General features: G+C 57.4%; 18 protein-coding genes, 1 other RNA gene and 1 pseudogene. 12 read left to right on the forward strand and 8 right to left on the reverse strand.

Annotation, left to right across the window (positions count from 1 at the left end):
- Nucleotides 1–11 precede the first annotated feature (11 nt).
- The 4 genes and pseudogenes from AWM69_RS22800 to AWM69_RS06780 all read left to right on the forward strand — a co-directional run.
- Nucleotides 12–617 (forward strand): annotated as a pseudogene (locus tag AWM69_RS22800) (NeuD/PglB/VioB family sugar acetyltransferase); the annotation flags it as partial.
- 89 nt (nucleotides 618–706) lie between these two features.
- Nucleotides 707–1,885 (forward strand): DegT/DnrJ/EryC1/StrS aminotransferase family protein, encoded by a 1,179-nt coding sequence (locus AWM69_RS06770; RefSeq protein ID WP_048382546.1) that lies wholly within the window; start codon nucleotides 707–709, stop codon nucleotides 1,883–1,885.
- A gap of 83 nt (nucleotides 1,886–1,968) precedes the next feature.
- The gene (locus AWM69_RS06775) at nucleotides 1,969–3,966 is read left to right on the forward strand and encodes a nucleoside-diphosphate sugar epimerase/dehydratase (RefSeq protein ID WP_218726059.1); all 1,998 of its coding nucleotides are present in this window, start codon (nucleotides 1,969–1,971) and stop codon (nucleotides 3,964–3,966) included.
- Between the two features lie 109 nt (nucleotides 3,967–4,075).
- Nucleotides 4,076–4,405, forward strand: coding sequence for a helix-hairpin-helix domain-containing protein (locus AWM69_RS06780; protein WP_048382548.1), 330 nt, complete (start codon nucleotides 4,076–4,078; stop codon nucleotides 4,403–4,405).
- Between the two features lie 50 nt (nucleotides 4,406–4,455).
- Here AWM69_RS06780 and AWM69_RS06785 read toward each other — a convergent pair whose 3' ends face one another.
- Nucleotides 4,456–5,592: an acyltransferase gene (locus AWM69_RS06785; protein ID WP_218726060.1), complete on the reverse strand. Its 1,137-nt coding sequence runs from the start codon at nucleotides 5,590–5,592 to the stop codon at nucleotides 4,456–4,458.
- 419 nt (nucleotides 5,593–6,011) lie between these two features.
- Nucleotides 6,012–6,179 (reverse strand): DUF2897 family protein, encoded by a 168-nt coding sequence (locus AWM69_RS06790; RefSeq protein WP_074702889.1) that lies wholly within the window; start codon nucleotides 6,177–6,179, stop codon nucleotides 6,012–6,014.
- 239 nt (nucleotides 6,180–6,418) lie between these two features.
- On the opposite strand from AWM69_RS06790, the gene pyrF reads away from it, so the two are divergent.
- Nucleotides 6,419–7,117 carry an orotidine-5'-phosphate decarboxylase gene (pyrF, locus tag AWM69_RS06795; protein WP_048382550.1) on the forward strand — a complete coding sequence of 233 codons (699 nt, stop codon included), beginning with the start codon at nucleotides 6,419–6,421 and terminating at the stop codon, nucleotides 7,115–7,117.
- Between the two features lie 54 nt (nucleotides 7,118–7,171).
- Here the strand turns inward: pyrF and AWM69_RS06800 are convergent, their stop codons facing one another.
- Nucleotides 7,172–8,176: an NADP-dependent oxidoreductase gene (locus tag AWM69_RS06800; RefSeq protein ID WP_218726061.1), complete on the reverse strand. Its 1,005-nt coding sequence runs from the start codon at nucleotides 8,174–8,176 to the stop codon at nucleotides 7,172–7,174.
- Nucleotides 8,177–8,352: 176 nt separating this feature from the next.
- On the opposite strand from AWM69_RS06800, the gene AWM69_RS06805 reads away from it, so the two are divergent.
- On the forward strand, nucleotides 8,353–9,114 hold the full coding sequence (locus AWM69_RS06805) for an SDR family oxidoreductase (protein WP_218726062.1): 762 nt from the start codon (nucleotides 8,353–8,355) through the stop codon (nucleotides 9,112–9,114).
- A 13-nt stretch (nucleotides 9,115–9,127) separates the two neighbouring features.
- On the opposite strand, the gene AWM69_RS06810 is transcribed toward AWM69_RS06805, so the two are convergent.
- Nucleotides 9,128–10,318, reverse strand: coding sequence for a benzoate/H(+) symporter BenE family transporter (locus tag AWM69_RS06810; RefSeq protein WP_218726063.1), 1,191 nt, complete (start codon nucleotides 10,316–10,318; stop codon nucleotides 9,128–9,130).
- Between the two features lie 252 nt (nucleotides 10,319–10,570).
- On the opposite strand from AWM69_RS06810, the gene AWM69_RS06815 reads away from it, so the two are divergent.
- A complete protein-coding gene (locus AWM69_RS06815; RefSeq protein ID WP_048382554.1) occupies nucleotides 10,571–11,338 on the forward strand; it encodes a GntR family transcriptional regulator in 768 nt (255 codons plus the stop codon).
- A 230-nt stretch (nucleotides 11,339–11,568) separates the two neighbouring features.
- Here AWM69_RS06815 and guaD read toward each other — a convergent pair whose 3' ends face one another.
- The 4 genes from guaD to xdhA are packed head-to-tail and all read right to left on the reverse strand — an operon-like array spanning nucleotide 11,569 to nucleotide 17,577.
- Nucleotides 11,569–12,867, reverse strand: coding sequence for a guanine deaminase (gene guaD / locus AWM69_RS06820; RefSeq protein WP_218726064.1), 1,299 nt, complete (start codon nucleotides 12,865–12,867; stop codon nucleotides 11,569–11,571).
- An 8-nt stretch (nucleotides 12,868–12,875) separates the two neighbouring features.
- Nucleotides 12,876–13,733 carry a xanthine dehydrogenase accessory protein XdhC gene (gene xdhC / locus AWM69_RS06825; RefSeq protein WP_218726065.1) on the reverse strand — a complete coding sequence of 286 codons (858 nt, stop codon included), beginning with the start codon at nucleotides 13,731–13,733 and terminating at the stop codon, nucleotides 12,876–12,878.
- Between the two features lie 24 nt (nucleotides 13,734–13,757).
- Nucleotides 13,758–16,130 (reverse strand): xanthine dehydrogenase molybdopterin binding subunit, encoded by a 2,373-nt coding sequence (xdhB, locus tag AWM69_RS06830; RefSeq protein WP_218726066.1) that lies wholly within the window; start codon nucleotides 16,128–16,130, stop codon nucleotides 13,758–13,760.
- The gene (xdhA, locus tag AWM69_RS06835; RefSeq protein WP_131653094.1) at nucleotides 16,123–17,577 is read right to left on the reverse strand and encodes a xanthine dehydrogenase small subunit; all 1,455 of its coding nucleotides are present in this window, start codon (nucleotides 17,575–17,577) and stop codon (nucleotides 16,123–16,125) included. The genes xdhB and xdhA overlap by 8 nt, the downstream gene beginning before the upstream one ends.
- 232 nt (nucleotides 17,578–17,809) lie before the next feature.
- Here xdhA and AWM69_RS06840 point away from each other — a divergent pair, with 232 nt between their 5' ends.
- The 5 genes from AWM69_RS06840 (at nucleotide 17,810) to ffs (ending at nucleotide 25,782) form a co-directional block, all read left to right on the forward strand.
- A complete protein-coding gene (locus tag AWM69_RS06840; protein ID WP_131653093.1) occupies nucleotides 17,810–18,469 on the forward strand; it encodes a GntR family transcriptional regulator in 660 nt (219 codons plus the stop codon).
- 2 nt (nucleotides 18,470–18,471) lie between these two features.
- Nucleotides 18,472–21,960, forward strand: a complete 3,489-nt coding sequence (gene smc / locus AWM69_RS06845; protein ID WP_218726067.1) for a chromosome segregation protein SMC — start codon at nucleotides 18,472–18,474, stop codon at nucleotides 21,958–21,960.
- Nucleotides 21,961–22,218: 258 nt separating this feature from the next.
- Nucleotides 22,219–23,097: a cell division protein ZipA gene (zipA, locus tag AWM69_RS06850; protein ID WP_218726068.1), complete on the forward strand. Its 879-nt coding sequence runs from the start codon at nucleotides 22,219–22,221 to the stop codon at nucleotides 23,095–23,097.
- 97 nt (nucleotides 23,098–23,194) lie between these two features.
- Nucleotides 23,195–25,546: an NAD-dependent DNA ligase LigA gene (gene ligA / locus AWM69_RS06855; protein ID WP_218726069.1), complete on the forward strand. Its 2,352-nt coding sequence runs from the start codon at nucleotides 23,195–23,197 to the stop codon at nucleotides 25,544–25,546.
- A gap of 139 nt (nucleotides 25,547–25,685) precedes the next feature.
- Nucleotides 25,686–25,782, forward strand: an RNA gene (gene ffs / locus AWM69_RS06860) — signal recognition particle sRNA small type.
- Nucleotides 25,783–25,844 lie beyond the last annotated feature (62 nt).

A 25,844-nucleotide genomic window follows, 5' to 3' on the forward strand; every position in this document is an offset into this window, starting at 1 on the left:
AACTCGCCATTCTGGGAGCTGGAGGGCATTCCAGAGTGGTCGCTGACACTGCTGAGTGTTGCGGCTGGAGTGAAATTGAGTTTTTCGATGATGATTGGCCCTCCACACAGCAGGTCGGCATTTGGAATGTGACCGGTAATACGGCTGATTTGTTGGGACGTCTGCATGAGTTTGGTGGCGTGATTGTGGCCATTGGAAATAACGAAATTCGTTCTGCAAAAATGGGTGCTTTGAATGACGCAGGCGCTCCGTTGATTTCACTGATTCATCCGGCAGCAACAATCAGTCGCTACGCTAGTCTTGGCGAAGGCGTCGTGGCTTTTGGCGGAGTGGTTGTCAATACAGGTGCGATCGTCAGCGCTGGTACTATTCTCAACACCGGCTGCAGTGTTGATCATGACTGCTATCTGGGTGAGTGCGTACACCTCAGCCCGGGGGCCAGGCTGGCAGGCTCAGTGCGTGTCGGCCATCTCAGCTGGATCGGAATCGGAGCGAGTGTCAGGCAGTCGATCAACATAGGCTCTAAAGTCGTAGTCGGGGCAGGAGCGGCAGTGGTGAGTGACATTGCTGATGAATTGACGGTTGCGGGTGTCCCGGCCAAGGTTTTGGCAGACTAACAGCAGTAACTGGCGTTAGATAACGTCAGAGATATTGTTGATGGGTACGGGTAAGTTTTTATTCTAATTTTAATCAAGGGTACTCGATCGTGCTTAACACCCCGTTTTCTCCGTGGCCATCTTTCACTGAAGAAGAGGCAGACGCTGTTCGCGACGTGATTTTATCCAACAAGGTCAATTATTGGACAGGGCAGGAGGCACGCAGCTTTGAACGGGAGTTTGCCGCCTGGTCGGGTACGGAGCATGCGGTGGCCTTGGCCAACGGGACCGTTGCGCTGGACGTGGCGATTAAAGCGTTGGGCATAGGTGCGGGGGATGAGGTGATTGTGACCTCTCGAACGTTCCTGGCTTCGGTTTCGAGTATTGTCAACGCGGGTGCGATTCCTGTGTTTGCCGATGTGGATCTTGACTCGCAGAACTTCACCGCCGAAACCATTAGTGCGGTATTGACGCCTCGAACCAAAGCGCTGATCTGTGTACACCTGGCTGGCTGGCCATGTGACATGGACCCGATCATGGCGTTGGCCGACACTCACGGGCTGAAAGTCATCGAAGATTGCGCCCAGGCACATGGTGCTTATTACAAAGGCCGCCCGGTGGGTTCCATCGGTCATATCGGTGCGTGGTCATTCTGTCAGGACAAAATCATGACCACTGGGGGCGAAGGTGGAATGGTCACCACGAATGATCGTCAGCTCTGGGCTGATATGTGGGCTTATAAGGATCACGGTAAGAGCTGGGAGGCCGTTTATGAGCGTGAGCATGCCCCGGGTTTTCGCTGGCTGCATGAAAGCTTCGGCACGAATTGGAGGATGCTGGAAGTTCAAGCCGTCATTGGCCGCATTCAACTACGCCGGATGCAAGAGTGGCAGGCAACTCGCTTGAATAACGCCCAGCGTATCTGGAGTGCGGCATCGCAGTTACCCGCACTGCGTGTGCCTGTCATTCCGGCCAGCGATGTACATGCCGCTTATAAATGCTACGTCTTTGTTCGTCCTGAGTTGCTGAAAGCCGACTGGACCCGCGATCGCATTCTCAATGAAATGGTTTCACGTGGAGTGCCTGCCTTTTCAGGATCGTGCTCTGAAGTCTATCTTGAGAAGGCATTCGACAATACCGACTGGCGCCCTGCACAACGTCTCCAGCATGCCAAAGAGCTGGGCGAGACGAGTATGATGTTCTTGGTTCATCCTACGTTGACTGAGCAAGAGATGAATTTGACATGCAGCGTCTTGAGTCAAGTCGTTCAGGACGCAACATTGGCGTGAGGTGCCACCTTGCGATAATGAATTGGCCCTGAGGTGTGAGGGGTTGATGGTTTATAAGAGCGGTCTAGGTGTGATAAGGATTTATGGATAGGATTCGCGCATATTTACTCAGTCTCTCGCGGCAGCAAAAGCGGGTTATTCAGGTCGCAACAGACGTTGTATTGGTCTGGCTTGCACTGTGGTTTGCATTTGTCGTACGGCTGGGTGTTGACGATATGGTCAATCCACTCAAGTTGCACTTGTGGTTATTCATCTGTGCACCCGTTATCGCTATTCCGCTCTTTGTCCGTTTTGGCATGTACCGTGCCGTGATGCGCTACTTTGGCAACGACGCGCTGGTTGTGATCATCAAGGCCGTCAGCTTGTCTTCATTGATCCTGGCTGTTGTGATGTACTGGTACAGCACGCCTGATAACGTTGTCCCGCGCTCAATTATTTTTAACTACTGGTGGTTGAGCCTGATCATGCTCGGCGGCTTGCGTCTAGCCATGCGCCAGTATTTCCTGGGCGACTGGTTTGCAGCCGCTCAGCATGTGCCGTTCACCAGTCGCGATGACAGGCTGTCACGTGTTGCGATCTATGGTGCCGGCGCTGCGGGAAACCAGTTGGTCGCGGCATTGCGCATGGGGCGGCTGATGCGTCCTGTGGCCTTCATTGATGATGATGAAAGCATTGCGGATCGCGTCATTTCCGGCTTGCAGGTTTTCAAGCCTGAAGACATACAGAAAATGATCGACCGTACCGGAGCGCAAGAGCTTCTTTTGGCGATCCCTTCCTCATCTCGTGGTCGTCGCCGCGAGATTCTGGGTTTGCTTGAAGGTTTCCCGCTGCACGTTCGCAGTGTCCCCGGTTTTATGGATCTGGCCAGCGGCAGGGTCAAGGTCGACGATATTCAGGAAGTGGACATTGCCGACTTGCTGGGTCGTGATGCGGTTCCTGCGCAAGACGAATTGCTTGAACACTGCATCCAGGGCCAGTGTGTCCTGGTCACGGGTGCAGGTGGTTCCATCGGCTCTGAACTGTGTCGGCAGATTCTGGTGCTCAAACCCACCACGCTGCTGTTGTATGAGCACAGTGAGTTCAATCTTTACAGCATTCTTTCCGAGCTGGAGCAGCGTGTTAATCGTGAGTCGCTGTCAGTGAAAGTGCTGCCGATTTTGGGCTCGGTACGTAATGCGCACAAATTGCTGGATGTCATGAAGACCTGGCATGTAGACACCGTCTATCACGCCGCGGCCTACAAGCATGTGCCCATGGTTGAGCACAACATCGCCGAAGGCGTTCTGAATAATGTCATGGGTACGCTCAATACCGCTCAGGCCGCCTTGCAGTCGGGCGTGGCGAACTTTGTATTGATCTCTACCGACAAGGCTGTTCGGCCCACCAATGTGATGGGCAGCACCAAGCGTTTGGCCGAAATGACGCTTCAGGCACTGAGCTGCGAAGTGGCTCCGGTGTTGTTTGGCGACAAGGCGAATATCTCACGGGTCAATAAAACGCGGTTCACCATGGTGCGTTTCGGCAATGTGCTGGGGTCATCCGGTTCTGTGATTCCGCTGTTCCATAAGCAAATAAAGGCTGGTGGGCCGCTGACGGTTACGCATCCTAAAATTACACGTTACTTCATGACCATTCCCGAGGCGGCACAACTGGTCATTCAGGCAGGCTCCATGGGGCAGGGCGGTGACGTGTTTGTGCTGGACATGGGGGAGCCGGTGCGCATCGTCGAACTGGCAGAGAAGATGATTCACCTTTCAGGCCTGAGTGTTCGTTCAGATAAAAACCTGCACGGTGATATCGAGATCGAGTTTACCGGCTTGCGCCCCGGTGAAAAGCTTTACGAAGAGTTGCTGATTGGTGACAACGTAGTGGCCACCCGGCACCCGATGATCATGAGTGCCAATGAAGACATGTTGTCTTGGGAGGTCCTCAAGGAGCGCCTGGCCAGTTTGCTCGATGCGGTTGATGAGGATGACTATGCCCGGGTCAGACAACTGTTGCGGGACACGGTCAGTGGTTATGCACCAGAAGGTGAAATAGTCGACTGGATCTACCAGCAGCGTCGTTCTGAACCCTCTTGATTACACACCCTGCAATGCACTGATTTTTGACACGCTCCAGTCATCGCCTAGGTTTGAAATACAGCTCAGGAAAGCTGTTTCCACTTAACGATGTATTGGAGTGTCACTTATGCGTACTGCCTTTCTTTCTTCGATCTTTTTGGCTTTGATAGTCGGTATTTCCAGTGTGGTTCATGCTGCTTCACCGGCAGATCATGTTGAGTCCCTGGTGGCTGCACAACTCGCACCTGATGCTCAGGTAGTGACGATTAATCTCAATACAGCCGATGAGGCGACGCTACAGCGTGAGCTCACTGGCGTTGGGGCTGCCAAAGCCAGGGCGATAGTGGCTTACCGTGAGGCTAATGGTGACTTTGCTTCGGCAGATGAGTTGCTGGAGGTCAAAGGGGTAGGCAAAGCCATCTATGAGAAGAACCGCGATAAGGTGGCCGTGAACTGAAGTGTCACCATGCCAAAAAGGCCAGTCATTGATTTGACTGGCCTTTTTTTTTAAACGCCGTACTCGGCCTTGGTGGCAGAAGGTACCGAGGGGGCCGGTTTCTTCTGGCTCATGAAGCGTTTTTCAATATGAACATAAGTGAGCACTGAAACGAAGGTGATGAGAGGAATGGCAGCCAAGTTGATAGACCAGAATGTCAGTCTGGAGATATGGCTCAGATCAAAATACAGAGCGGCGGCCTTGAACGTTAAATACAGTACCGGCAAATGCATAAGGTAAATGCTGTAGCTAATGTCGCTCAGGCGGTTCAAGCACTGCGCATGGAGTATTTTAGGGTTTGCAATCGTTATGCATAAGAAGAATGCGGAGGTCAGTAAGAATCTGACGTAACCATATCCTTGGCTCTCGGTGATTCCGGATGTGAGCAGGAATATGCATAAGGCACTGATGGACAGTAGCCATGCTGGCGGGCGTTTGTAATGAGCGTTTTTGTGGAGGATGGCTGCGATGATACCTGTCAGGAAATAGGCCCAGCAGACGATCGCACTGGTACCCAGGTCAATGGCAGCCAATAGCATGGCGATCAGGAGAACCAGCTTGTTGTACCTGGACTTGTAAGTTAACGCGACGAGTGGCAACACGGCATAAAAACGCCATTCGTGAATGAGTGTCCAGGTAACAGAGTTTAAAGGCGTTAATGCGATGTCACCGATTTTGGACGGGTTATCCAGAAAGCTGAAGGTCAAGAGCCCTGCGACCGTCATTAACGTATCCTTGGTAAAGATGTCGGTGCTGGAGAAAAAACACGCTATCAAAAACACGATTAATGAGGCGAAGTAATAAAGAGGTGCGACGCGGCGGACGCGTGACTCAAAGAAGTGCTCCCACTTTATAGCGGGTGATTTCATTATTTTGTCGAAGAACAAGAACCCGGTGATGCAAAAAAAGATTTGCACGCCAAAAGAACCCAGGTTGGCATATATCCATCCCCATGAAGAAAATACTTCGTTCTTGATGCCCATGTTGGCAAGCATGAACGGTGCATGGTTAACGACGACAAAGATGGCCGCCAACCCGCGCATGCCATTAATGAATTTGTAGGCATGCTGAGTTTCTGCTTGTTCTATTTTGTGCTTGAAGAGCGTAGAAAATATCAAGAACAGGGCAATGATCAGGAGCGTGATCATTGCTGTTTCTATTGAGTACTCAGTCTTCATTTTTCTTGGCCGCCCGCTCAGCAGGATATTTTTTTGTTTTTGAGAACATACATGCCATGCGGGAGGCAATGGATTGCGCTCAACGTAGACGTAGGCCTTGTTATGGGCCGAATCGTGGTGGGATAGTAAAGTGGGCCGTCAAGGAAGACTAGCTGAATGCGACATGTCGAAAATACGGTGGTTGGGAACGGCCATTTCGACATTGCCGTACTGCGCAATGTATCGGCTGCCCCTATTCAAAGCCCGGGCGGGCAGATCAAGCGCTGCGGGTAAGCCCCGGGGTTGGCATGGAAGGCTGCAGGCTTGTGCGGGACAGGGTTTGCACGAAGTTGTGCGTAGAGACCATCCTCGGTAACCCGCCCGCCGGATGCTTTGATCAGCGGTGGGTATTACCGGTCATCCGAGTCCTTGGCGTCCATCTCAGCGTTCCGTTCAGCGACACGCTTGCGTTGCTCGTCAGTAAGTTCAACTTTGTTGGCAGTGTCACGCAGGGTCATCAGCCCGCCTACGATGCCACCGATCGCAACAATCAAAATTAACCAGGCATACCAGGGCATTATGTTCTCTCCTTGATGGGTAAACACTGAGCAAGGATTTTGCGCAGTGAGTCACGGTGTCTCTATACCTTCTTCGAACAAACAACAGTGTAGTGGTTCCAGCGGGGTGATGCTTGTCCAGTTGTGTCCGTGAAGCGTCACAAAGTGACTAAAATCTCTAAATTGCGATCATCGGGTGCCGGCAGGTAGCATGTTCCGCTACAATGCGCGCCGATTTCGACCAGCCTGAGAACCCGCTAATGTCCGACTGCCAGACTCCTATTATCGTCGCCCTGGATTTCCCGACGCGTGACGCCGCACTGAAGCTGGCTGATCAATTGGACCCAAAGCTGTGCCGCGTCAAAGTGGGTAAAGAATTGTTCACCAGTTGTGCATCGGAAATTGTCGGCACATTGCGCGACAAGGGTTTTGATGTGTTTCTGGATCTCAAGTTTCACGACATTCCCAATACCACGGCCATGGCTGTGAAAGCCGCTGCCGAAATGGGTGTGTGGATGGTTAACGTTCATTGCTCGGGCGGGTTGCGCATGATGGCTGCGTGCCGTGAAGTGCTCGACCAGCGTACCGGTCCTCAGCCGTTGCTGATCGGTGTGACCGTGCTGACCAGCATGGAGCGCGAAGACCTGGCGGGGATTGGCCTGGATATCGAACCCCAGGAGCAAGTGCTGCGTCTGGCTGCGCTGGCGCAGAAGGCCGGCATGGATGGACTGGTGTGCTCGGCCCTGGAAGCACAAGCGCTGAAAAGCGCACATCCGGGCCTGCAACTGGTGACCCCGGGGATTCGCCCGGCGGGCAGCTCCCTGGATGATCAGCGTCGCATACTGACTCCGCGTCAGGCGCTGGATGCCGGCTCTGACTACCTGGTGATCGGCCGTCCGATCAGTCAGGCGGCTGATCCGGCCAAGGCGCTGGCTGCTGTGGTCGCTGAGCTGGCGTAAACGCCTGGAGCTTGAGAGAGCAGCGCAATGCCGCTCTCTCATGTTGTCCAGGGGTTACACCTTCAGGATCAACTTCCCGAAGTTTTCCCCGTTGAACAGCTTCATCAGGGTTTCGGGGAAGGTTTCCAGCCCTTCGACAATATGCTCCTTGCTTTTCAATTGACCCTTGGCCAGCCAGCCCGCCATTTCTTGCCCGGCCTCGGCATACCGATCGGGGTAGTCCATCACCACAAAACCTTCCATGCGTGCGCGATTCACCAACAGCGACAGATAGTTGGCCGGGCCTTTTACGGCCTCCTTGTTGTTGTACTGGCTGATGGCACCACAAATCACCACACGCGCCTTGAAGTTCAGACGGCTGAGGACGGCATCAAGAATATCGCCTCCCACGTTGTCGAAGTACACGTCGACGCCTTCAGGGCATTCGCGCTTGAGGCCAGCAATCACGTCTTCGCTTTTGTAATCAATCACCCCGTCAAAGCCCAGTTCTTCTTTGAGCAGTGAGCACTTCTCTTTTCCGCCGGCGATACCCACCACGCGACAGCCTTTCAACTTGGCAATTTGTCCGGCAATGCTGCCAACAGCGCCGGCGGCACCGGAAATGACCACTGTTTCTCCAGCTTTGGGGGCGCCGACTTCCAGCAGTGCGAAATAGGCGGTCATGCCGGTCATGCCCAGGGCGGACAAATATACCGGGAGGGGGGCGAGTGTCGGGTCGACTTTGTAGAAGCCTCTAGGCTCGCCTACGAAATAATCCTGTACGCCCAGCGCGCCGTTTACGTAGTCGCCTGTCGCAAAGCCTGGGTGAGCGGATGCGATGACTTTCCCGACGCCCAAGGCTCGCATGACCTCGCCAAGACCGACGGGCGGAATGTAGGACTTGCCTTCATTCATCCAGCCGCGCATGGCCGGGTCGAGGGAGAGGAATTGGTTCTCGACCAGTATCTGGCCGTCTTTGGGCTGGACGACGGGAACTTGCTGGTAAGTGAACGTATCGCGGGTTGCTGCGCCGACTGGACGTTTGGCGAGCAGGAATTGGCGGTTTGTCTGGTCAGTCATTGCAATAACTCTTCAGGAAGTGATGCCTGTTGATAAACCCTCTTCAGGTTCAGGGCAAGTGAATGAGCCAACTGAAATGGATATTTATCAATATTAGTGATGTTGGTATGCATGCCTTTATCACTTCTATAGATAAGCACAAGGCTAAGCGCCATTACCTTCTGAGGATAAGAATAATGACTATGACGTTTGCAGGGCATGTGGCGGTGGTCACTGGCGCAGGAGCCGGTATCGGGCGCGCAGCAGCGTTGGCGTTTGCAGCGCAAGGGTTGAAGGTGGTTGTCGCTGACCTGGACGCAGCAGGTGGCGTGGGTACCGCAGAGCAGATCATGGCAGCAGGCGGCACGGCAGTTTTCATGCAGTGCGACGTGACCCTGGAGGCTGAGGTCAGGCGGTTAATGGCAGAAACCATCAACCTGTATGGTCGGCTCGATTATGCATTCAACAACGCAGGGATTGAGATTGAGCACGGCCGCTTGGCCGATGGAACTCAGGATGAATTTGACGCGATCATGGGCGTGAATGTGAAAGGCGTCTGGTTGTGCATGAAATATCAGCTACCGCTGATGCTGGCTCAGGGCGGTGGGGCGATCGTCAATACGGCGTCTGTGGCAGGGTTGGGAGCGGCGCCGAAAATGAGTATCTACTCGGCATCCAAGCATGCTGTGATTGGCCTGACCCGCTCGGCCGCCATCGAGTATGCGAAAAAGCGTATCCGGGTTAACGCCGTGTGCCCGGCAGTCATCGATACCGATATGTTCCGCCGTGCGTATGAACTGGATCCACGCAAGGCCGACTATGCCGCAGCAGTGCATCCGGTCGGGCGTATCGGCACGGTCGAGGAAGTGGCCAGTGCCGTACTGTATTTATGTTCCGATGGTGCTGCGTTCACCACCGGTCACGCCCTGGCGGTTGATGGCGGGGCGATGGCGATCTGAGCCTGCGGTTTGCTTAGCGTGTTTTCCAGTTCAGGATCATCAAGGTCAGCACGCCAGCGACAATCCCCCAGAACGCCGAGCCGACCGAGAACAGTGTCATGCCGGAAGCCGTGACCATGAAAGTAACCAGTGCGGCTTCACGCTCCCTGGCTTCACTCATGGCAATGCTCAGGCCGTTGATGATCGAGCCGAACAGGGCCAGTGCGGCGATCGACAGCACCAGTTCTTTGGGCAGCGCGGCGAACAACGCCGCCAGGGTGGCGCCAAAGATGCCGGCAAAGCCATAGAAAATGCCGCACCACATGGCCGCGGTGTAGCGCTTTTTAGGGTCTTCGTGGGCGTGTGGCCCCGTACAGATCGCCGCGCTGATGGCGGCCAGATTGATCCCGTGGGAGCCGAAAGGAGCGAGCAACAGCGAGGCCACGCCGGTGGTGGTGATCAATGGCGATGCCGGTACGTTATAGCCATCGGCCCTGAGAACGGCGATGCCCGGCATGTTTTGCGACGTCATGGCGACCACAAACAGCGGGATACCGATGCTGATGGTGGCTGCCAGCGAGAACGAAGGTGTGGTCCATACCGGAACAGCCACCTCCAGTGCGAAGCCACTGAAATCCAGCAGGCCCAGCAGGCCCGAGAGCAATGTACCGATCAGTAATGCCGCCAGCACCGCGTAGCGTGGCGACAGGCGCTTGACGATCAGATAAGTGAAAAACATCCCGATGACCAGCCCGGTGCGATGCTGGGCGGCGACGAAGATCTCGCTGCCGATCTTGAACAGGATGCCGGCCAGCAAGGCGGCAGCCAGAGAGGCCGGGATGCGCTTGACCAGACGCTCGAAACTACCGGTCATGCCGCAGATAATCACCAGTACGGCGCAGGTGATGTAGGCGCCGATCGCCTCGCCATAACTGACTCCGCCCAGGCTGGTGATCAGCAACGCTGCTCCCGGTGTCGACCAGGCAATGGTGATGGGAGTGCGATATCGCAATGACAGGCCTATGCTGCAAACAGCCATGCCGATGGACAACGCCCAGATCCACGATGAGATTTGACCGCTGGTGAGGCCTGCTGCCTGGCCGGCCTGGAACATCAGCACCAGTGAACTGGTGTAGCCGGTCATCATCGCAATGAAGCCTGCGACTACTGCCGAAGGCGAAGAGTCCGCCAACGGATGCAGGCGCGGTTGAGTCACGTCGGTCATGGAGCGGTCTTCCTTGTTCTAACTTGTTCTAAAAGGGTGTTCTTTGAAGATGCATGAACAGGGCGTCAGCCTAAACGCAAAGTTCATATTTCATTGCGATACAGCCGGGGTCGCAAATGACCGTACAGTCGTACTGGCACTCTGGCTTGTGTACAATGCGTCATGTTTTTTTGCATTAATTGTTTGCACGCGACGCCCGTTAACGTATTAACGTAACGCCTTATTCGCCGCAGCTTCCCCACACGAGTGACCATGAACGAACAGTTGCAGCCTCTCAAGAAACAATCCCGTGCCGGTAAGGCCGGCCGCAGTGGAACCCAGGACGATATCGTCTACGCACATATTTTCGAGGCGATTCTCGAACAGCGTCTGGCACCTGGCACAAAATTGAGCGAAGAAGCGCTGGGAGAAATCTTTGGAGTCAGTCGCACCATCATTCGTCGTGCCCTGTCGCGCCTGGCCCATGAAGGTGTTGTGCTGTTGCGCCCCAACCGCGGTGCGGTGGTAGCGAGCCCGAGCGTCGAAGAGGCGCGCCAGGTATTTTTGGCTAGACGCCTGGTTGAACGGGCCATCACCGAACTGTCCGTCGTGCATGCGACTGCCGAAGACCTCGCGGAACTGCGAAAAATGGTGCAGGAAGAGCGCGACAGCTTTTCGCGCGGCGACCGCGGGGCCGGGATCAGGCTCTCGGGCGAGTTCCACCTGAAGTTGGCGGAAGCGGCAAAAAATGCCCCTCTGATCAGCTTTCAGCGCAGCCTGGTGTCGCAAACGTCGTTGATCATTGCCCAGTATGAAAGTGGCAACCGCTCACATTGTTCTTACGACGAGCACATGCAACTGATCGATGCCATCGAAGCACGGGATGTCACCCTGGCAGTGAACCTGATGATGCACCATATGGATCACATCGACAGCAAGCTCAACCTTGACGAAGAAAGCGCATCTGATGACCTGCACGCGGTGTTTTCGCACTTGCTGCAAACCAAGGGCAAGCCAGCCCGGTCCTCGGTCAAGCTTTAACCGTTGCCTGCATTCCCTGTAGGCACTCTGTAGCCCGGCATCCATGCCGGGATGCCCTCTGCGTAAAATCTCCACTCGGCCTCCCGAAAGGGGCGGGCGGATCAAGATCAAAAGCCGACGTCGCCTCGTTGCACTCGTCAACTGCTACGGGGTGGGTGGCTTGTGAAATCATGAAGGCCCTTCGGGCCTTTTCGCAGGCAGCGGCAGCGGCTACAGGTTTTTTGCAATGATCAGCGCTGATGCACCAGATTGCCCGCGGCGTACGTCTGTTGAACGGTACGGTCGTCGCCCAGAGTCATCAATGCAAACAGGGTCTCGGCAATGTCGGTTGATTGCTTGAGGCGGTAGCTGAGCAGCGGTGTGGCGTTGTAATCGAGCACCACAAAGTCGGCATCGGTGCCCGGTTGCAGAGTGCCGATCCGCTCTTCCAGGCGCAGTGCGCGTGCGCCACCCAGCGTCGCCAGATATAACGATTTGAACGGATTCAGGCGTGCGCCTTGCAGCTGCATGACCTTATAGGCTTCGTTCAAGGTGTTAAGCAGCGAAAAGCTGGTGCCGGCGCCAACGTCTGTTCCCAATCCGACATTGAGTTTGTGTTTCTCTGCCATGGGCAGATTGAACAGACCGCTGCCCAGGAACAGGTTGGAGGTCGGGCAGAAGGCCACGGCCGAACCGGTTTCGGCCAGCCGCGCGCACTCTTCATCACAAAGATGCACGCCGTGGGCGAATACCGAACGCTCACCCAGCAATTGGTAATGGTCGTATACGTCCAGATAACCTTTGCGTTCCGGGTAGAGCGACTTGACCCACTCGATTTCCTGCAGGTTTTCGCTGATATGGGTGTGCAAATACAGATCCGGGTATTCGCCCAGCAGTTTACCGGCCAGGGTCAATTGCTCAGGGGTGCTGGTGGGAGCAAAACGCGGGGTGACCGCATAATGCAGGCGGCCTTTGCCATGCCAGCGTTCAATCAGTGCCTTGCTTTCGCTGTAGCCGGTTTCGGCCGTGTCGGTCAGGTACGCCGGTGCATTACGGTCCATCATCACTTTGCCAGCAATCAGGCGCAGATCCAGGCGCTGTGCGGCTTCGAACAAGGCGTCGACCGATTGCGGATGCACGCTGCCGAACACCAGCGCCGTGGTGGTGCCGTTGCGCAGCAGTTCCTTGAGGAAGATATCGGCCACTTCGTCGGCATGGGCCTTGTCGGCGAACTGTTTCTCGCAGGGGAACGTGTAGGTGTTGAGCCAGTCGAGCAATTGCTCGCCATAGGCGCCGATCATGCCTGTTTGCGGGAAGTGGATATGGGTATCGATAAACCCGGGGGTGATCAGTGCGTCGGTGTATTCAGTGATCGGTGTATCGGCGGCCAGCGACGCGAGTAACTCGGTGGCGTGGCCGACCGCTTTGATCTGACCGTTGTCGACCACCAGCAGGCCGTCTTCGAAATATTCATACGAAGCCTCGATCCCGACTTCGGCGGGGTCGGCGATGCTGTGCAGAATGGCGGCGCGATAGGCTTTACAGGTCATGACGTTTCTCAATTCGTGGCGTGGCTGCGTCGTGGGGACGGTAGCCATTTTTTAATGGGTTCAACGGCAGCGGATTCAGCGCAGGCAGTGTGCTGGCCGAAGTGGGTGTTGTAAGTGGCGATAATTTCGCCAGCGATGGAAATGGCGATTTCGATCGGCAGTTTGCCTTTGACTTCGCTCAGTCCCATGGGGCAGCGCATGCGCTGCACCTGTGATGCGCTGATGCCGCGCTCGCGCAGACGATGTTCAAACTTCATGCGTTTGGTTTTTGAGCCAATCAGACCGAAATAGGTGAAGTCGTTGCGTTTGAGCAGGGCGGTGCATATTTCAAGATCCAGGGCGTGATTATGCGTCATGACGATGCAGTAGCAACCGCTTGGTAGGTCAGACACTTCAAACACGGGCTCATCAGTCACAATTTTTCGTACGCCTTCAGGTACCGAAGCCGGGAATTCCTGCTCCCGGGAATCGATCCAGCGCACCCGGCAGGGCAGGCTGGCCAGCAACGGTACCAGGGCCCGTGCAACATGGCCGGCGCCAAACACGGCGATCTGCGCGTGCACCTGGCCTATCGGTTCAAACAGAAGTACCGCCACGCCTCCACAGCACTGGCCCAGGCTGGCGCCGAGGATGAAGCGCTGCAAATGGGTATCGTGCTTGCCATTGGCGAGCATGTCGCGGGCGATCTGCAGGGCTTTGTATTCCAGGTGGCCGCCGCCGATGGTGTCGAAGTTCTGCGTGGCGCTGATGACCATTTTCGAGCCGGCATTGCGCGGTGTCGAGCCTTGCTCCTCGATGATCGTCACCAGCACGCAGGGCTCGCCCTGTCGCTGCAGGTCGGCCAATGCGCTGATCCAGTCATTCATGGCGAGCCTCCCGTGGTTCGGTGGTCATTTGGGCTCACCCGAGCGGCTCGCGCGCATCTGCTCGCAGCCCCATAACACCCGTTCAGGGGTGGCCGGCGCGTCGATGTCAGGCTGTACACGATAGTCGGCCAGGCTGGCGACCGCATCCTTGATTGCGCACCAGGCGGCGATGCCGAGCATCAGTGGCGGCTCGCCCACGGCCTTGGAGTGGAACACTGTGTCTTCGGGGTTCTTGCGGTTTTCAACCAGGGTGACGCGCAGATCCAGCGGCATGTCCGCCACGGCCGGAATCTTGTAACTGGCCGGGCTGGCGGTGAGCAACTGGCCCTTGGGGCTCCAGATCAGTTCTTCTGTGGTCAGCCAGCCCGCGCCCTGCACATAGCCGCCTTCAATCTGGCCTATATCGATGGCCGGGTTTAGCGACGCGCCGACGTCATGCAGGATGTCGGTACGCAGCATTTTGTATTCGCCAGTCAACGTGTCAACGATCACTTCGGTGCAGGCGGCACCAAACGCATAGTAGTAAAACGGCCGTCCGCGGGCCTGGTTCCGGTCATAAAAGATCTTCGGCGTTTTGTAATAGCCGGTGCTCGACAGCGACACCTGGCCGAGATAAGCCTGCTGTATCAGGGTTTCAAAACTCAGGATCTGCTGGCCAACGCGCACCATCCCGTTGTGAAAGACCACCTCTTGCTCGCTGACCTGATACTTGCCGGCCGCAAACTCGACCAGGCGCTGCTTGATGATCTCAGCCGCGTTCTGCGCAGCCTTGCCATTGAGATCCGTACCACTGGAGGCGGCGGTGGGGGAGGTGTTGGGGACCTTGCCAGTGTGGGTGGCGGTAATTTGCACGCGGCTGATGTCGACCTGAAACACTTCGGCGACCACCTGCGCAACTTTGGTATTGAGCCCCTGACCCATTTCCGTACCGCCATGATTCAGGTGAATGCTGGCGTCGGTATAGATATGGATCAGCGCCCCGGCCTGATTGAGGAAGCTGGCGGTAAAGGAAATACCGAATTTGACCGGGGTCAGCGCCAGGCCTTTTTTCAGGATCGGGCTGCCGGCGTTAAAGGCCCGGATGGCTGCCCGGCGCTCGGCGTACTGGCTGCTGGCTTCAAGCTCGGCAGTCATTTCTTGCAGCAGGTTATGTTCCACGACCTGGTGATAGTGGGTCACATTGCGCTCGGTCTTGCCGTAGTAATTGGCTTTGCGCACGGCCAGTGGATCAAGGCCCAGATGGCGAGCGATACGGTCCATGATCTCCTCGATGGCGAGCATGCCTTGCGGGCCGCCGAAGCCACGAAACGCTGTATTCGAAGCGGTATTGGTTTTGCAGCGATGACCGTTGATCGTTGCATCGCCCAGGTAGTAGGCGTTGTCGGCATGAAACATGGCGCGGTCCACGATTGATCCGGACAAGTCAGGTGAATAGCCACAATTACCCGCCAGATCTATCTGAATGCCTTGTAGCCGACCGCAGGCATCGAACCCGACATCGTATTCGACGTAAAACGGATGGCGCTTGCCGGTCATCTGCATGTCTTCGGCCCGTGGCAGGCGCATTTTGGTCGGCTGGCCCGTGAGGTGAGCGACTACGGCACACAGGCAGGCCGGACTGGCGGCCTGGGTTTCCTTGCCGCCAAAACCGCCGCCCATACGGCGCATGTCGACCACCACCTTGTTCATGGACACGCCGAGTACTTCGGCCACCAGCTTCTGGATTTCGGTCGGATGCTGAGTGGAGCAGTACACGATCATCCCGCCATCTTCGGTCGGCATGACCGATGACACTTGGGTTTCCAGGTAAAAGTGTTCCTGCCCGCCGATGTGCAGCGTGCCGTGCAGGCGGTTTTCGGCGGTTGCCAGGGCGCTGGCCGAGTCGCCGCGCTGGTGAGTGTGGCTGTCGAGCACAAAGTGCCGGTTGCGCAGTGCCTGGACAACATCGAGCACCGGCTCCAGCTCTTCGTATTCGATGATCGCGGCCATCGCCGCCTGGCGAGCTGTGTTCAGGTCGCAGGCGGCCACGACCAGCACCGGCTGCCCGACGAACTCCACCTTGTCGATAGCCAGCAACGGATCGCCCGGCAACAGCGGGCCAATGTCCTTGAGGCCGGGAATGTCTTCATGCGTGATCACCCGGCGCACGCCAGCGAAGGCCAGGCACGGCGTGGTGTCGACCCGGATGATGCGGGCATGGGCGCGGTCCGAGAGTCGTGCGTAGAGGTGCAACTGGTTCGGGAACTCCAGCCGGTCATCGACGTACTGCGCTTCGCCCGATACGTGCTTTTCAGCGCTTTCATGGGGGAGGCTGCGGCCTACGCCGGTCTGCAAGTCCTGTTGAAACCGGGCGATCATCCCGGCCTGGGTCAGCCCGGTGCTGTGATGGTCAGACATAAGCTGTCACCCGCGTATCAAGGTGTGGATGTTGTCGCTCGATGTAGTATTTGCGCAGCAGATTTTGCCCGATCAGCAAGCGGTACTCTTTGCTGGCGCGAAAGTCCGACAACGGCGAGAAATCTTCGCTCAAGGCGTGGCAGGCGCGTTCAATGCTGGCAGCCGACCATTGCGCACCCCGCAGGACCGCCTCGCAGGCCCGGGCGCGTTTGGGAGTGGCAGCCATGCCGCCGAAGGCCACCCGGGCTTCACGGATCAAGCCGTTGTCGACACGCAGATTAAACGCTGCACACACTGCGCTGATGTCGTCATCCAGCCGTTTCGAAACTTTGTAGGCGCGCAATGCGTCCGCAGGCCCGGCCCGGGGAATGATGATCTTCTCGATGAACTCACCGGCCTCGCGTGCCGTGACCCGGTAATCGATGAAGTAATCCTCGAGTGCCAGCGTGCGGCGGCGCTCTCCTTTACGCAGAACGATGTGCGCGCCGACGGCGATCAGCAAGGGCGGCAAATCGCCAATCGGTGAGGCGTTGCCAATGTTGCCCCCCAGTGTGGCTTGATTGCGGATCTGCAATGAGGCAAACCGTTGCAACAGCGCACCGAAGTCCGGGTATTGGGCCGTGAGTACGTCACTGGCATCGGTCAGCGTCACCGCGGCGCCGATTTCAATACGGTCTTCAAAGTGTTCGATGCGCTTCATCTCGGCCACGTGGCCAACGTAAATCATCACCGGCAGCGAGCGATGCAGTTGCGTGACCTCCAGCGCGAGGTCGGTGCCGCCTGCCAGCAGGCGCGCCTGAGGGTGTGCGTCATACAGGTCGGCCAGGGCGCTGAGGGTCAAAGGCAGCAGGCAGCGTTTATCGCCATTGTTGAGCTCGCCAGTCTGTAGCGGGGTAATGGCTTTGAGCCGGGCCAGTGTCTCGGCCTGGTGCCGGTCGAACTGATCGCTCGCGGGCACCGCACAGGCGCGCTCTGCGGCGGCGAGGATAGGGCGATAACCGGTGCAGCGGCAGAGATTGCCTGCCAGGGCTTCGTGGGCTTGCTGAGGGTTGGCGCCGCTGCTGTTCTTTTGCAGCGCGAACAGCGACATGACAAAACCGGGTGTGCAAAAGCCGCATTGGGAGCCGTGGCAGTCGACCATTGCGCTTTGCACGCTGTGTAACTGGCCCTCGTGTTTCAAGTCTTCTACGCTGATCAATTGTTTGCCGTGCAACGCAGACACAAAGGTCAGGCATGAGTTGAGGCTGCGGTAACGCAAAGTCTCCTGGCCTTGTTGATCGGTGTGTATTTCGCCAATGACGACGGTGCAGGCTCCGCAATCGCCGCTGGCGCAGCCTTCTTTGGTGCCGGGTTTGTGCAGATGCTCGCGCAGGTAATTGAGTACGGTTAGATTCGGGTCCAGTGCGTGCTCGGTGCGTAGTGTCTGATTAAGTAGGAACTGGATCACGGAAGGCCTCGCATAATCGTCATTGTTCTCGAGCGGCTCAAGCTGAATTTAGTCATAACTGACTTTCGGGTCAATAAAATGAACAAAGCTTGGCCAATCGATGTTCTGTGGCAGTTATTGCCGATTTATTTGCTTGTTTCGTGCCAAATTCAGCACTTGGGGCACTCCGCGAGCGGGTATCAAGTGCGTTACACTGCGCCGCTTGCATTGATCAAAGATTTTGAAGGTAAACATGACGTTCAAGGCGCCGGATAGCCTCGCCGAGCAAATCGCTCATCACCTCGCCGAACGCATCATTCGCGGCGAGCTCAAGCCAGGGGAGCGCATTCAAGAACAGAAGGTGACGCTGGCGCTAAATGTCAGTCGTGGCTCTGTGCGCGAAGCGTTGCTGATTCTTGAGCGTCGACACCTCATCGCCATCCTTCCGCGGCGTGGCGCCCATGTGACCGAGCTGACGCCGCACAAGGTGCAGAGCCTGTGCACGCTGATGAGCGAGATGTACATCCTGCTGGGCAATGCCGTTGCCCAGCGCTGGGCTGTGCAAGCTGACCTTGGCCCGTTTTTGCAAATTCAGCAGCGGCTGATTGCCAGCTACGAGCGCCAGGACATCAGCGCGTTCGTTGACGACAGCTTCAATGTAATGCGTGCCGCTTACCCGTTTGCCGACAACCCGTACCTGCAAGAAACCGTCGAAAACCTGCACCCGGCCATGAGTCGCGCCTACTACCTGGCGCTGGAGCAGCGCAAGGCAGAGATGAGCGAGTTTCTGGCGCTGTTCGCGCAGTTGCTCGAGGCTGTGCTGGCGCGGGATCTGCCGCAGGTTCGCGTGGTGCTGAGCCGTTATGCCCAGCGCAGCTGTGATCTGGTGCTGTCTGCCTTGACGGTTGCCTGAGCGTGCGCCTTACCTGCATCAAGCTCGCAGGCTTCAAGTCTTTCGTTGACCCGACGACGGTAACCTTCCCGAGCAACATGGCTGCTGTCGTCGGGCCGAACGGTTGCGGCAAATCGAACATCATCGACGCCGTGCGTTGGGTGATGGGCGAAAGCTCGGCCAAAAACCTGCGCGGCGAGTCGATGACGGACGTCATCTTCAATGGGTCGACCACGCGCAAGCCTGTCAGCCAGGCCAGCATCGAGCTGGTCTTTGACAACTCCGACGGTACCTTGCTGGGCGAATACGCGGCCTACGCCGAGATTTCGATCCGGCGCAAGGTCACCCGTGACAGCCAGACCACGTATTACCTCAATGGCACCAAGTGCCGTCGGCGTGACATCACCGATATTTTCCTCGGCACGGGCCTGGGGCCGCGCAGCTATTCGATCATCGAGCAGGGCATGATCTCCAAGCTGATCGAGTCCAAGCCTGAAGACCTGCGCAACTTTATTGAAGAAGCGGCCGGCATTTCCAAATACAAGGAGCGCCGCCGCGAGACCGAAAACCGTATTCGCCGTACCCATGAAAACCTGGCTCGCCTGACCGACCTGCGTGAAGAGCTGGGTCGTCAGCTCGAACGTTTGCATCGTCAGGCGCAAGCGGCCGAGAAGTATCAGGAATACAAGGCCGAGGAGCGTCAGCTCAAGGCCCGGCTGTCAGCCCTGCGCTGGCAGGCCCTGAATGAGCAAGTGGGGCAGCGCGAAGCAGTCATCGGCAACCAGGAAGTCAGCTTCGAGGCCCTGGTGGCCGAGCAGCGCAACGCCGATGCCAGCATCGAACGCTTGCGTGACGGGCACCATGATCTGTCCGAGCGCTTCAATCTGGTGCAAGGGCGCTTCTACTCGGTGGGTGGCGACATTGCCCGGGTTGAGCAAAGCATCCAGCACGGTCAGCAGCGTTTGCGCCAACTGCAGGATGACCTGCGCGAAGCCGAACGCTCGCGTCTCGAAACCGAGTCCCACCTGGGACATGACCGCACGATGCTCGCGACCCTCGGCGAAGAGCTTGAAATGCTTGAGCCGGAGCAGGAGCTGACCAGCGCTGCCGCTGAAGAAGCGGCTGCCGCACTGGAAGAATCCGAACTCGGGATGCACGGCTGGCAAGAACAGTGGGACAGCTTCAACCTGCGCTCGGCCGAACCGCAGCGCCAGTCCGAGGTGCTGCAGGCGCGTATCCAGCAGCTGGAAACCAGTATGGAGCGTGTGGCTGAACGCCAGCGCCGTTTGGCTGAAGAGCGCGCGTTACTGGCCGCAGACCCGGAAGACGCAGCGATCCTCGAGTTGAGCGAATGCCTGGCGACCAGCGAGCTGACGCACGAGGAACTGCAGATCAGCGAGGAACAGTTGGTTGAGCGCCTGGAGCAAGTGCGGCATGACCTGCAGCAAGCCACGCAGAATCAGCAGCAGGCCCAGGGCGACTTGCAGCGTCTCAACGGTCGTCTGGCTTCGTTGGAGGCCTTGCAGCAGGCAGCTCTTGATCCAGGCACCGGCGCCAGTGAATGGTTGCGTGAGCAGCAGCTCGTCGAGCGTCCGCGACTGGCCGAAGGGTTGCGGGTGGAAGCCGGGTGGGAGCTGGCAGTAGAAACCGTGCTGGGTGCAGATTTGCAGGCGGTGCTGGTCGATGATTTTTCGACACTGGACCTGGCGGGGTTCGCCCAGGGCGACTTGCGTCTGTTCAGTGCCGGTTCGCAAGGCGCGCATCCCTCAGGCAGCCTGCTGGACAAGGTCGAGGCCGATGTTGATCTGACGCCGTGGCTCGGGCAGGTCAGGCCGGTTGAAACCCTTGAGCAGGCGCTGGCCTTGCGCGTTCAGTTGGGTGATGGGCAAAGCCTGATCACCCGCGACGGGTATTGGGTCGGGCGGCACTTTTTGCGCGTGCGCCGTGCCAGCGAAGCCGAAAGCGGCGTACTGGCCCGTGGTCAGGAAATCCAGCGTCTTGGGCTGGAACGCGAAGAGCGTGAGGCCACGCTCGCGAGCCTTGAAGAACAACTGCAACATTTGCGTGAGCAGCAGCTCACTCAAGAAGATGCCCGAGAGCAGGTGCGCCGTCGATTGCAGGACGAAGCGCGGCAGCAAGGTGAGATCAAGGCCAAACTGTCCGCCAGCAAAGCCAAGGTCGAGCAATTGACTTTGCGCCGCCGTCGGCTGGACGAAGAACTGGCCGAACTCGCTGAGCAGCGAGCGCTGGAGCACGAACAGGTGGGTGAAGCGCGCCTGAAATTGCAGGATGCGCTGGAAGCCATGGCCACCGATACCGAGCAGCGAGAGCTGTTGCTGGCCCGGCGTGACAGCCTGCGCGAGCGGCTCGACCGGGTGCGCCAGGACGCGCGTCAGCACAAGGATCACGCCCACCAGCTGGCGGTTCGCATGGGGGCGCTGAAAGCCCAACATGACTCGACCCGCCAGGCCCTTGAACGTTTGGAATTGCAGGCTGAGCGTCTCGCTGAAAAACGCGAGCAGCTCACGCTTAACCTGGAGGAGGGCGAAGCGCCTCTCGAAGAGCTGCGCCTCAAGCTCGAAGAGCTGCTCGATAAACGCTTGAGCGTCGATGGAGAACTCAAGATCGCCCAGACAGCGCTCGAGGATGCCGATCGCGAGTTGCGTGACGCCGAGAAGCGCCGGAATCAGGCCGAGCAACAATCGCAGCTGATTCGTGGTCAGTTGGAGCAGCAACGCATGGAGTGGCAGGCGCTGACGGTGCGACGAACGGCGTTGCAGGATCAGTTGCTGGTTGATGGCTATGACCTGCACGGGGTGCTGGCCACCCTGGATGGCGAGCTCAATGAGCAGCAGGCGGAAGAAGAACTGGAGCGGATTGCTGCGCGTATTCAGCGGCTGGGGGCGATCAACCTCGCCGCCATCGATGAGTACCAGCAGCAGTCCGAGCGCAAGCGTTATCTGGATGCCCAGGATGCCGATCTGGTGGAGGCGCTCGATACGTTGGAAAACGTCATTCGCAAGATCGACAAAGAGACCCGTAGTCGCTTCAAAGACACCTTTGATCAGATAAATGGTGGATTACAGGCGCTTTTCCCAAAAGTTTTCGGGGGCGGCAGCGCTTATTTGGAACTGACGGGCGAAGATTTACTCGATACAGGGGTAACAATCATGGCGCGGCCACCGGGCAAGAAGAACAGCACGATTCATTTGCTGTCCGGCGGGGAGAAAGCGCTGACAGCCCTGGCGTTGGTTTTTGCCATTTTCAAGCTCAATCCGGCACCGTTCTGCATGCTCGATGAGGTTGATGCGCCCCTGGATGACGCGAACGTGGGTCGCTATGCACGCCTGGTGAAGGAGATGTCGCAGACGGTGCAATTCATCTACATCACCCACAACAAAATCGCCATGGAGATGGCGGATCAGTTGATGGGCGTGACGATGCATGAGCCGGGTTGTTCGCGTCTGGTGGCGGTTGATGTCGAGGAGGCAATGGCAATGGTCGACGCTTGAGCTATAAGCAAGTAGGGCCAAAATTTTCTTCTTGTCAGAAAATTCCTAAGGATTTGACTGATATGACTTGTAGGTCAGCGGCTACATGGGCTTAGCTCAATGCGACAGACGGTGTAAAGTTATCTTTGGTCGTGTTAATTTAACGTCTAATTTTTTTGTACGTGGGTAAAACGCCATTCAGAACATAGAGTTGGCGCCACGTTTTAAAGGGCTTTAGGCTCTTCTTTATAGAATCATTTTTTAGGGGCACGGGATTACATGGAAATCGGTCTGCGCGAGTGGCTGATCGTCATCGGCATAGTGGTCATCGCCGGTATTCTTTTTGATGGCTGGCGCCGTATGCGTGGCGGCAAGGGCAAGCTCAAGTTTCGCCTTGATCGCAGCTTCTCCAACGCCCCTGACGAGGAAGAAACCAGCCCTGAGTTGCTGGGGCCTTCACGTGTCCTGGACACGCCGAACCACAAAGAGCCCCAGCTCGATGAGCACGACCTGCCATCGGTGAGCATGTCGGCGCGTGACAAGGGTTCCAAGCGCGGCAAGCGTGGCGGAGAACCAAGTCAGGGCGACCTGAACCTGAACCTCGATCTGGATGACGGCCCGAGCCTGAGCGCCCGGGATGATGACTTCCCGGACGAAACCCGCTCACGTGGGCGTTCAGCGCCAAGTGTGTCGGCGGTTGAGGAAAAAGAGCAGCCTCAGCAGGCTGCTCAGGAAGTCCTGGTGATCAGCGTGATCAGTCGCGATCCGGCTGGATTCAAAGGCCCGGCATTGCTGCAGAACATCCTTGAAAGCGGTCTGCGTTTTGGCGAGATGGATATTTTCCATCGCCATGAAAGCATGGCCGGCAATGGCGAAGTACTGTTCTCCATGGCCAACGCCGTCAAACCGGGCGTATTTGATCTGGACGACATTGACCTGTTCTCGACGCCGGCCGTGAGCTTCTTCCTCGGCTTGCCTGGTCCGCGCCACCCAAAACAGGCTTTCGATGTAATGGTTGCCGCAGCACGCAAACTGTCGCAGGAGCTTAATGGCGAGCTCAAGGATGATCAGCGCAGTGTGTTGACCGCGCAGACTATCGAGCATTACCGCCAGCGCATTGTTGAGTTCGAGCGTCGGGCCTTGACCCAAAAACGTTGAAATCCCCTGGGGGCGGCTGGCTTGCCCCCGGTGCGGAGCAAAATGATTAACACAGGAGCAGCCTCGGCTGCTCTTTTGCTTTGTGAGAGAACACCCCATGACCGCCGCCAATACCCGCATTCTAGAGCTGCGCGCTGAACTGGATCAGCATAACTATCGTTATCACGTGCTCGACGAGCCGAGCATCCCGGACGCCGAGTACGATCGCCTGTTCCGTGAGCTGAAAGCGCTTGAGGCTGAGCATCCGGAACTGGTCACGGCGGACTCGCCCACCCAGCGCGTCGGCAGCACGGCGCTTTCAGCCTTTACTCAGGTGCGTCATGAAGTGCCCATGTTAAGCCTGGGTAACGCCTTCGACGACACCGATATGCGTGAGTTCGACCGGCGTGTCAGCGAAGGTCTGGACCTGCCGGCAGGTGATCTGTTCGGTGGCGGTGCTGAGGTTGAGTACAGTTGCGAGCCCAAGCTGGACGGGCTGGCGGTCAGTCTGCTGTATCAGGATGGCCATTTGGTGCGCGGCGCTACCCGGGGTGATGGCACCACGGGTGAAGACATCAGCGTCAACGTTCGCACCGTGCGCAATATTCCGCTCAAGCTGCATGGCAGCGGCTGGCCTGCGGTGCTGGAAGTGCGTGGCGAAGTCTTCATGTCCAAGGCCGGTTTCGATCGCCTTAATGAGACCCAACTGGCGACAGGCGGCAAAACCTTTGCCAATCCGCGTAACGCTGCAGCAGGTAGCTTGCGTCAACTGGACTCGAAAATCACCGCGAGCCGTCCACTGGAGTTCTGCTGCTACGGCCTGGGGCAGGTGTCTGAAGAATTTTCTGATACCCATATCGGCAATCTCAAGCAACTGCAGCAGTGGGGCATGCCCATCAGCCATGAGTTGAAGCTGGCCCGGGGCATTGCTGAATGCCTGGATTACTACCGTGACATTGGCGAGCGCCGGGCTTCTCTTCCCTATGAGATCGATGGCGTGGTGTTCAAGGTCAACAACCTGGCATCGCAGCGCGAACTGGGCTTCCGTGCCCGTGAACCGCGCTGGGCCATTGCGCATAAATTCCCGGCAATGGAAGAACTGACCGAGTTGCTGGACGTGGAATTCCAGGTCGGGCGTACCGGTGCGGTGACCCCGGTGGCACGCCTCAAACCGGTCAAGGTGGCCGGTGTCACGGTGTCCAATGCCACGCTGCATAACATGGACGAAGTCGCGCGCCTGGGGCTGATGATCGGCGACACGGTGATCATTCGTCGCGCCGGAGATGTGATTCCGCAAGTGGTGCAGGTGGTGCTTGAGCGTCGCCCCGAGGATGCGCGGCCGGTGCATATTCCTGAGCGCTGTCCGGTATGTGGCTCCCATGTCGAGCGCACACAGTTGGTCAAGCGCAGCAAGGGCCGTGAAACCATCAGTGAAGGTGCGGTGTATCGTTGTGTCGGGCGTCTGGCCTGCGGCGCCCAGCTTAAACAGGCGATTATTCATTTTGTTTCTCGCCGGGCAATGGATATTGAAGGCCTGGGCGAGAAGAGTGTTGAACAGTTGGTGGACGAAGGCCTGGTGAGCTCACCGGCCGACCTGTACACCCTGACCTTCGAGCAGATTGTCGACCTGGAAGGCTTTGCCGAGCTGTCGAGCAAGAACTTGCTGCAGGCCATTGCCGACAGCAAGCGCCCGACATTGGCACGCTTCATTTACGCCCTGGGCATCCCGGACGTTGGCGAAGAAACCGCCAAGGTGCTTGCGCGCTCGCTGGCTTCCCTGGAGCGCGTACAGCGTGCGTTGCCGCAAGTACTCACCTATTTGCCGGATATCGGTCTGGAGGTGGCTTACGAGATCCACAGCTTCTTCAGCGATGCGCACAACCAGCAGGTGATCGGTCAGTTGCTGGAGCGCGGCCTGGAGTTGCAGGATCAAGGTGAGCTGGGTGCCGAATTTGCGGCCAGTACCACCTTGGGCGGGTTGATCGACAAGCTGCACATTCCTTCGGTCGGGCCGGGTGGCGCACAAAAGCTGGCTGAAAAATTCGGCTCGCTGCAGGGTGTCATCGAGGCCGACTGGCTGGACATGCGTCAGGCATTGCCCGAGAAGCAGGCCAAATCGGTGCGTGAGTTTTTCGACTCGCCTGACAACGCCCGGGCTGCGCTGGCAATCGAAGCGCAACTGCGGGACTTCGGCATGCACTGGCAGAGCGAGAAAAAGACTGTTGAAGGCTTGCCGCTGGCCGGACAGACATGGGTCCTGACCGGCTCGCTGGAATTGATGAGCCGCGATGTGGCCAAAGCCAGGCTGGAAAGCCTGGGCGCCAAGGTCTCGGGTTCGGTGTCCGGCAAAACCCATTGCGTGGTGGCAGGGCCGGGAGCCGGCTCAAAACTGGTCAAGGCCAATGAGCTGGGGCTCAAGGTGCTGGATGAAGAAGCCTTTGTAGCGTTTTTGAGCCAGCAGGGCATCTGAAGGGCGGCGGGGGCGAGCAAGCTGAATCCAAGTGCTTGAACCCGCTCATTTTTTTATTCTTGCCCGAGCGGTTGTAACTTTTCGTCAGACAGGTACAATGGCGCCGTTCGCTGCTAGGCGGATGTTGTTATGGTGACCCTATCGGTCCCCCCGCAACGATTACCCGTGAACCTGGTCAGATCCGGAAGGAAGCAGCCACAGCGGGAACATTGTGTGCCGGGGTGTGGCTGGTGGGGTTGCCTCCATTTCAAGAACCCTGTTCCGTAGGGTTGTTGCTTCAAAGCGAAGCGAGTCCGCT

The organism is Pseudomonas sp. D1HM, assembly GCF_019266105.1.
Lineage (GTDB): Bacteria > Pseudomonadota > Gammaproteobacteria > Pseudomonadales > Pseudomonadaceae > Aquipseudomonas > Aquipseudomonas taetrolens.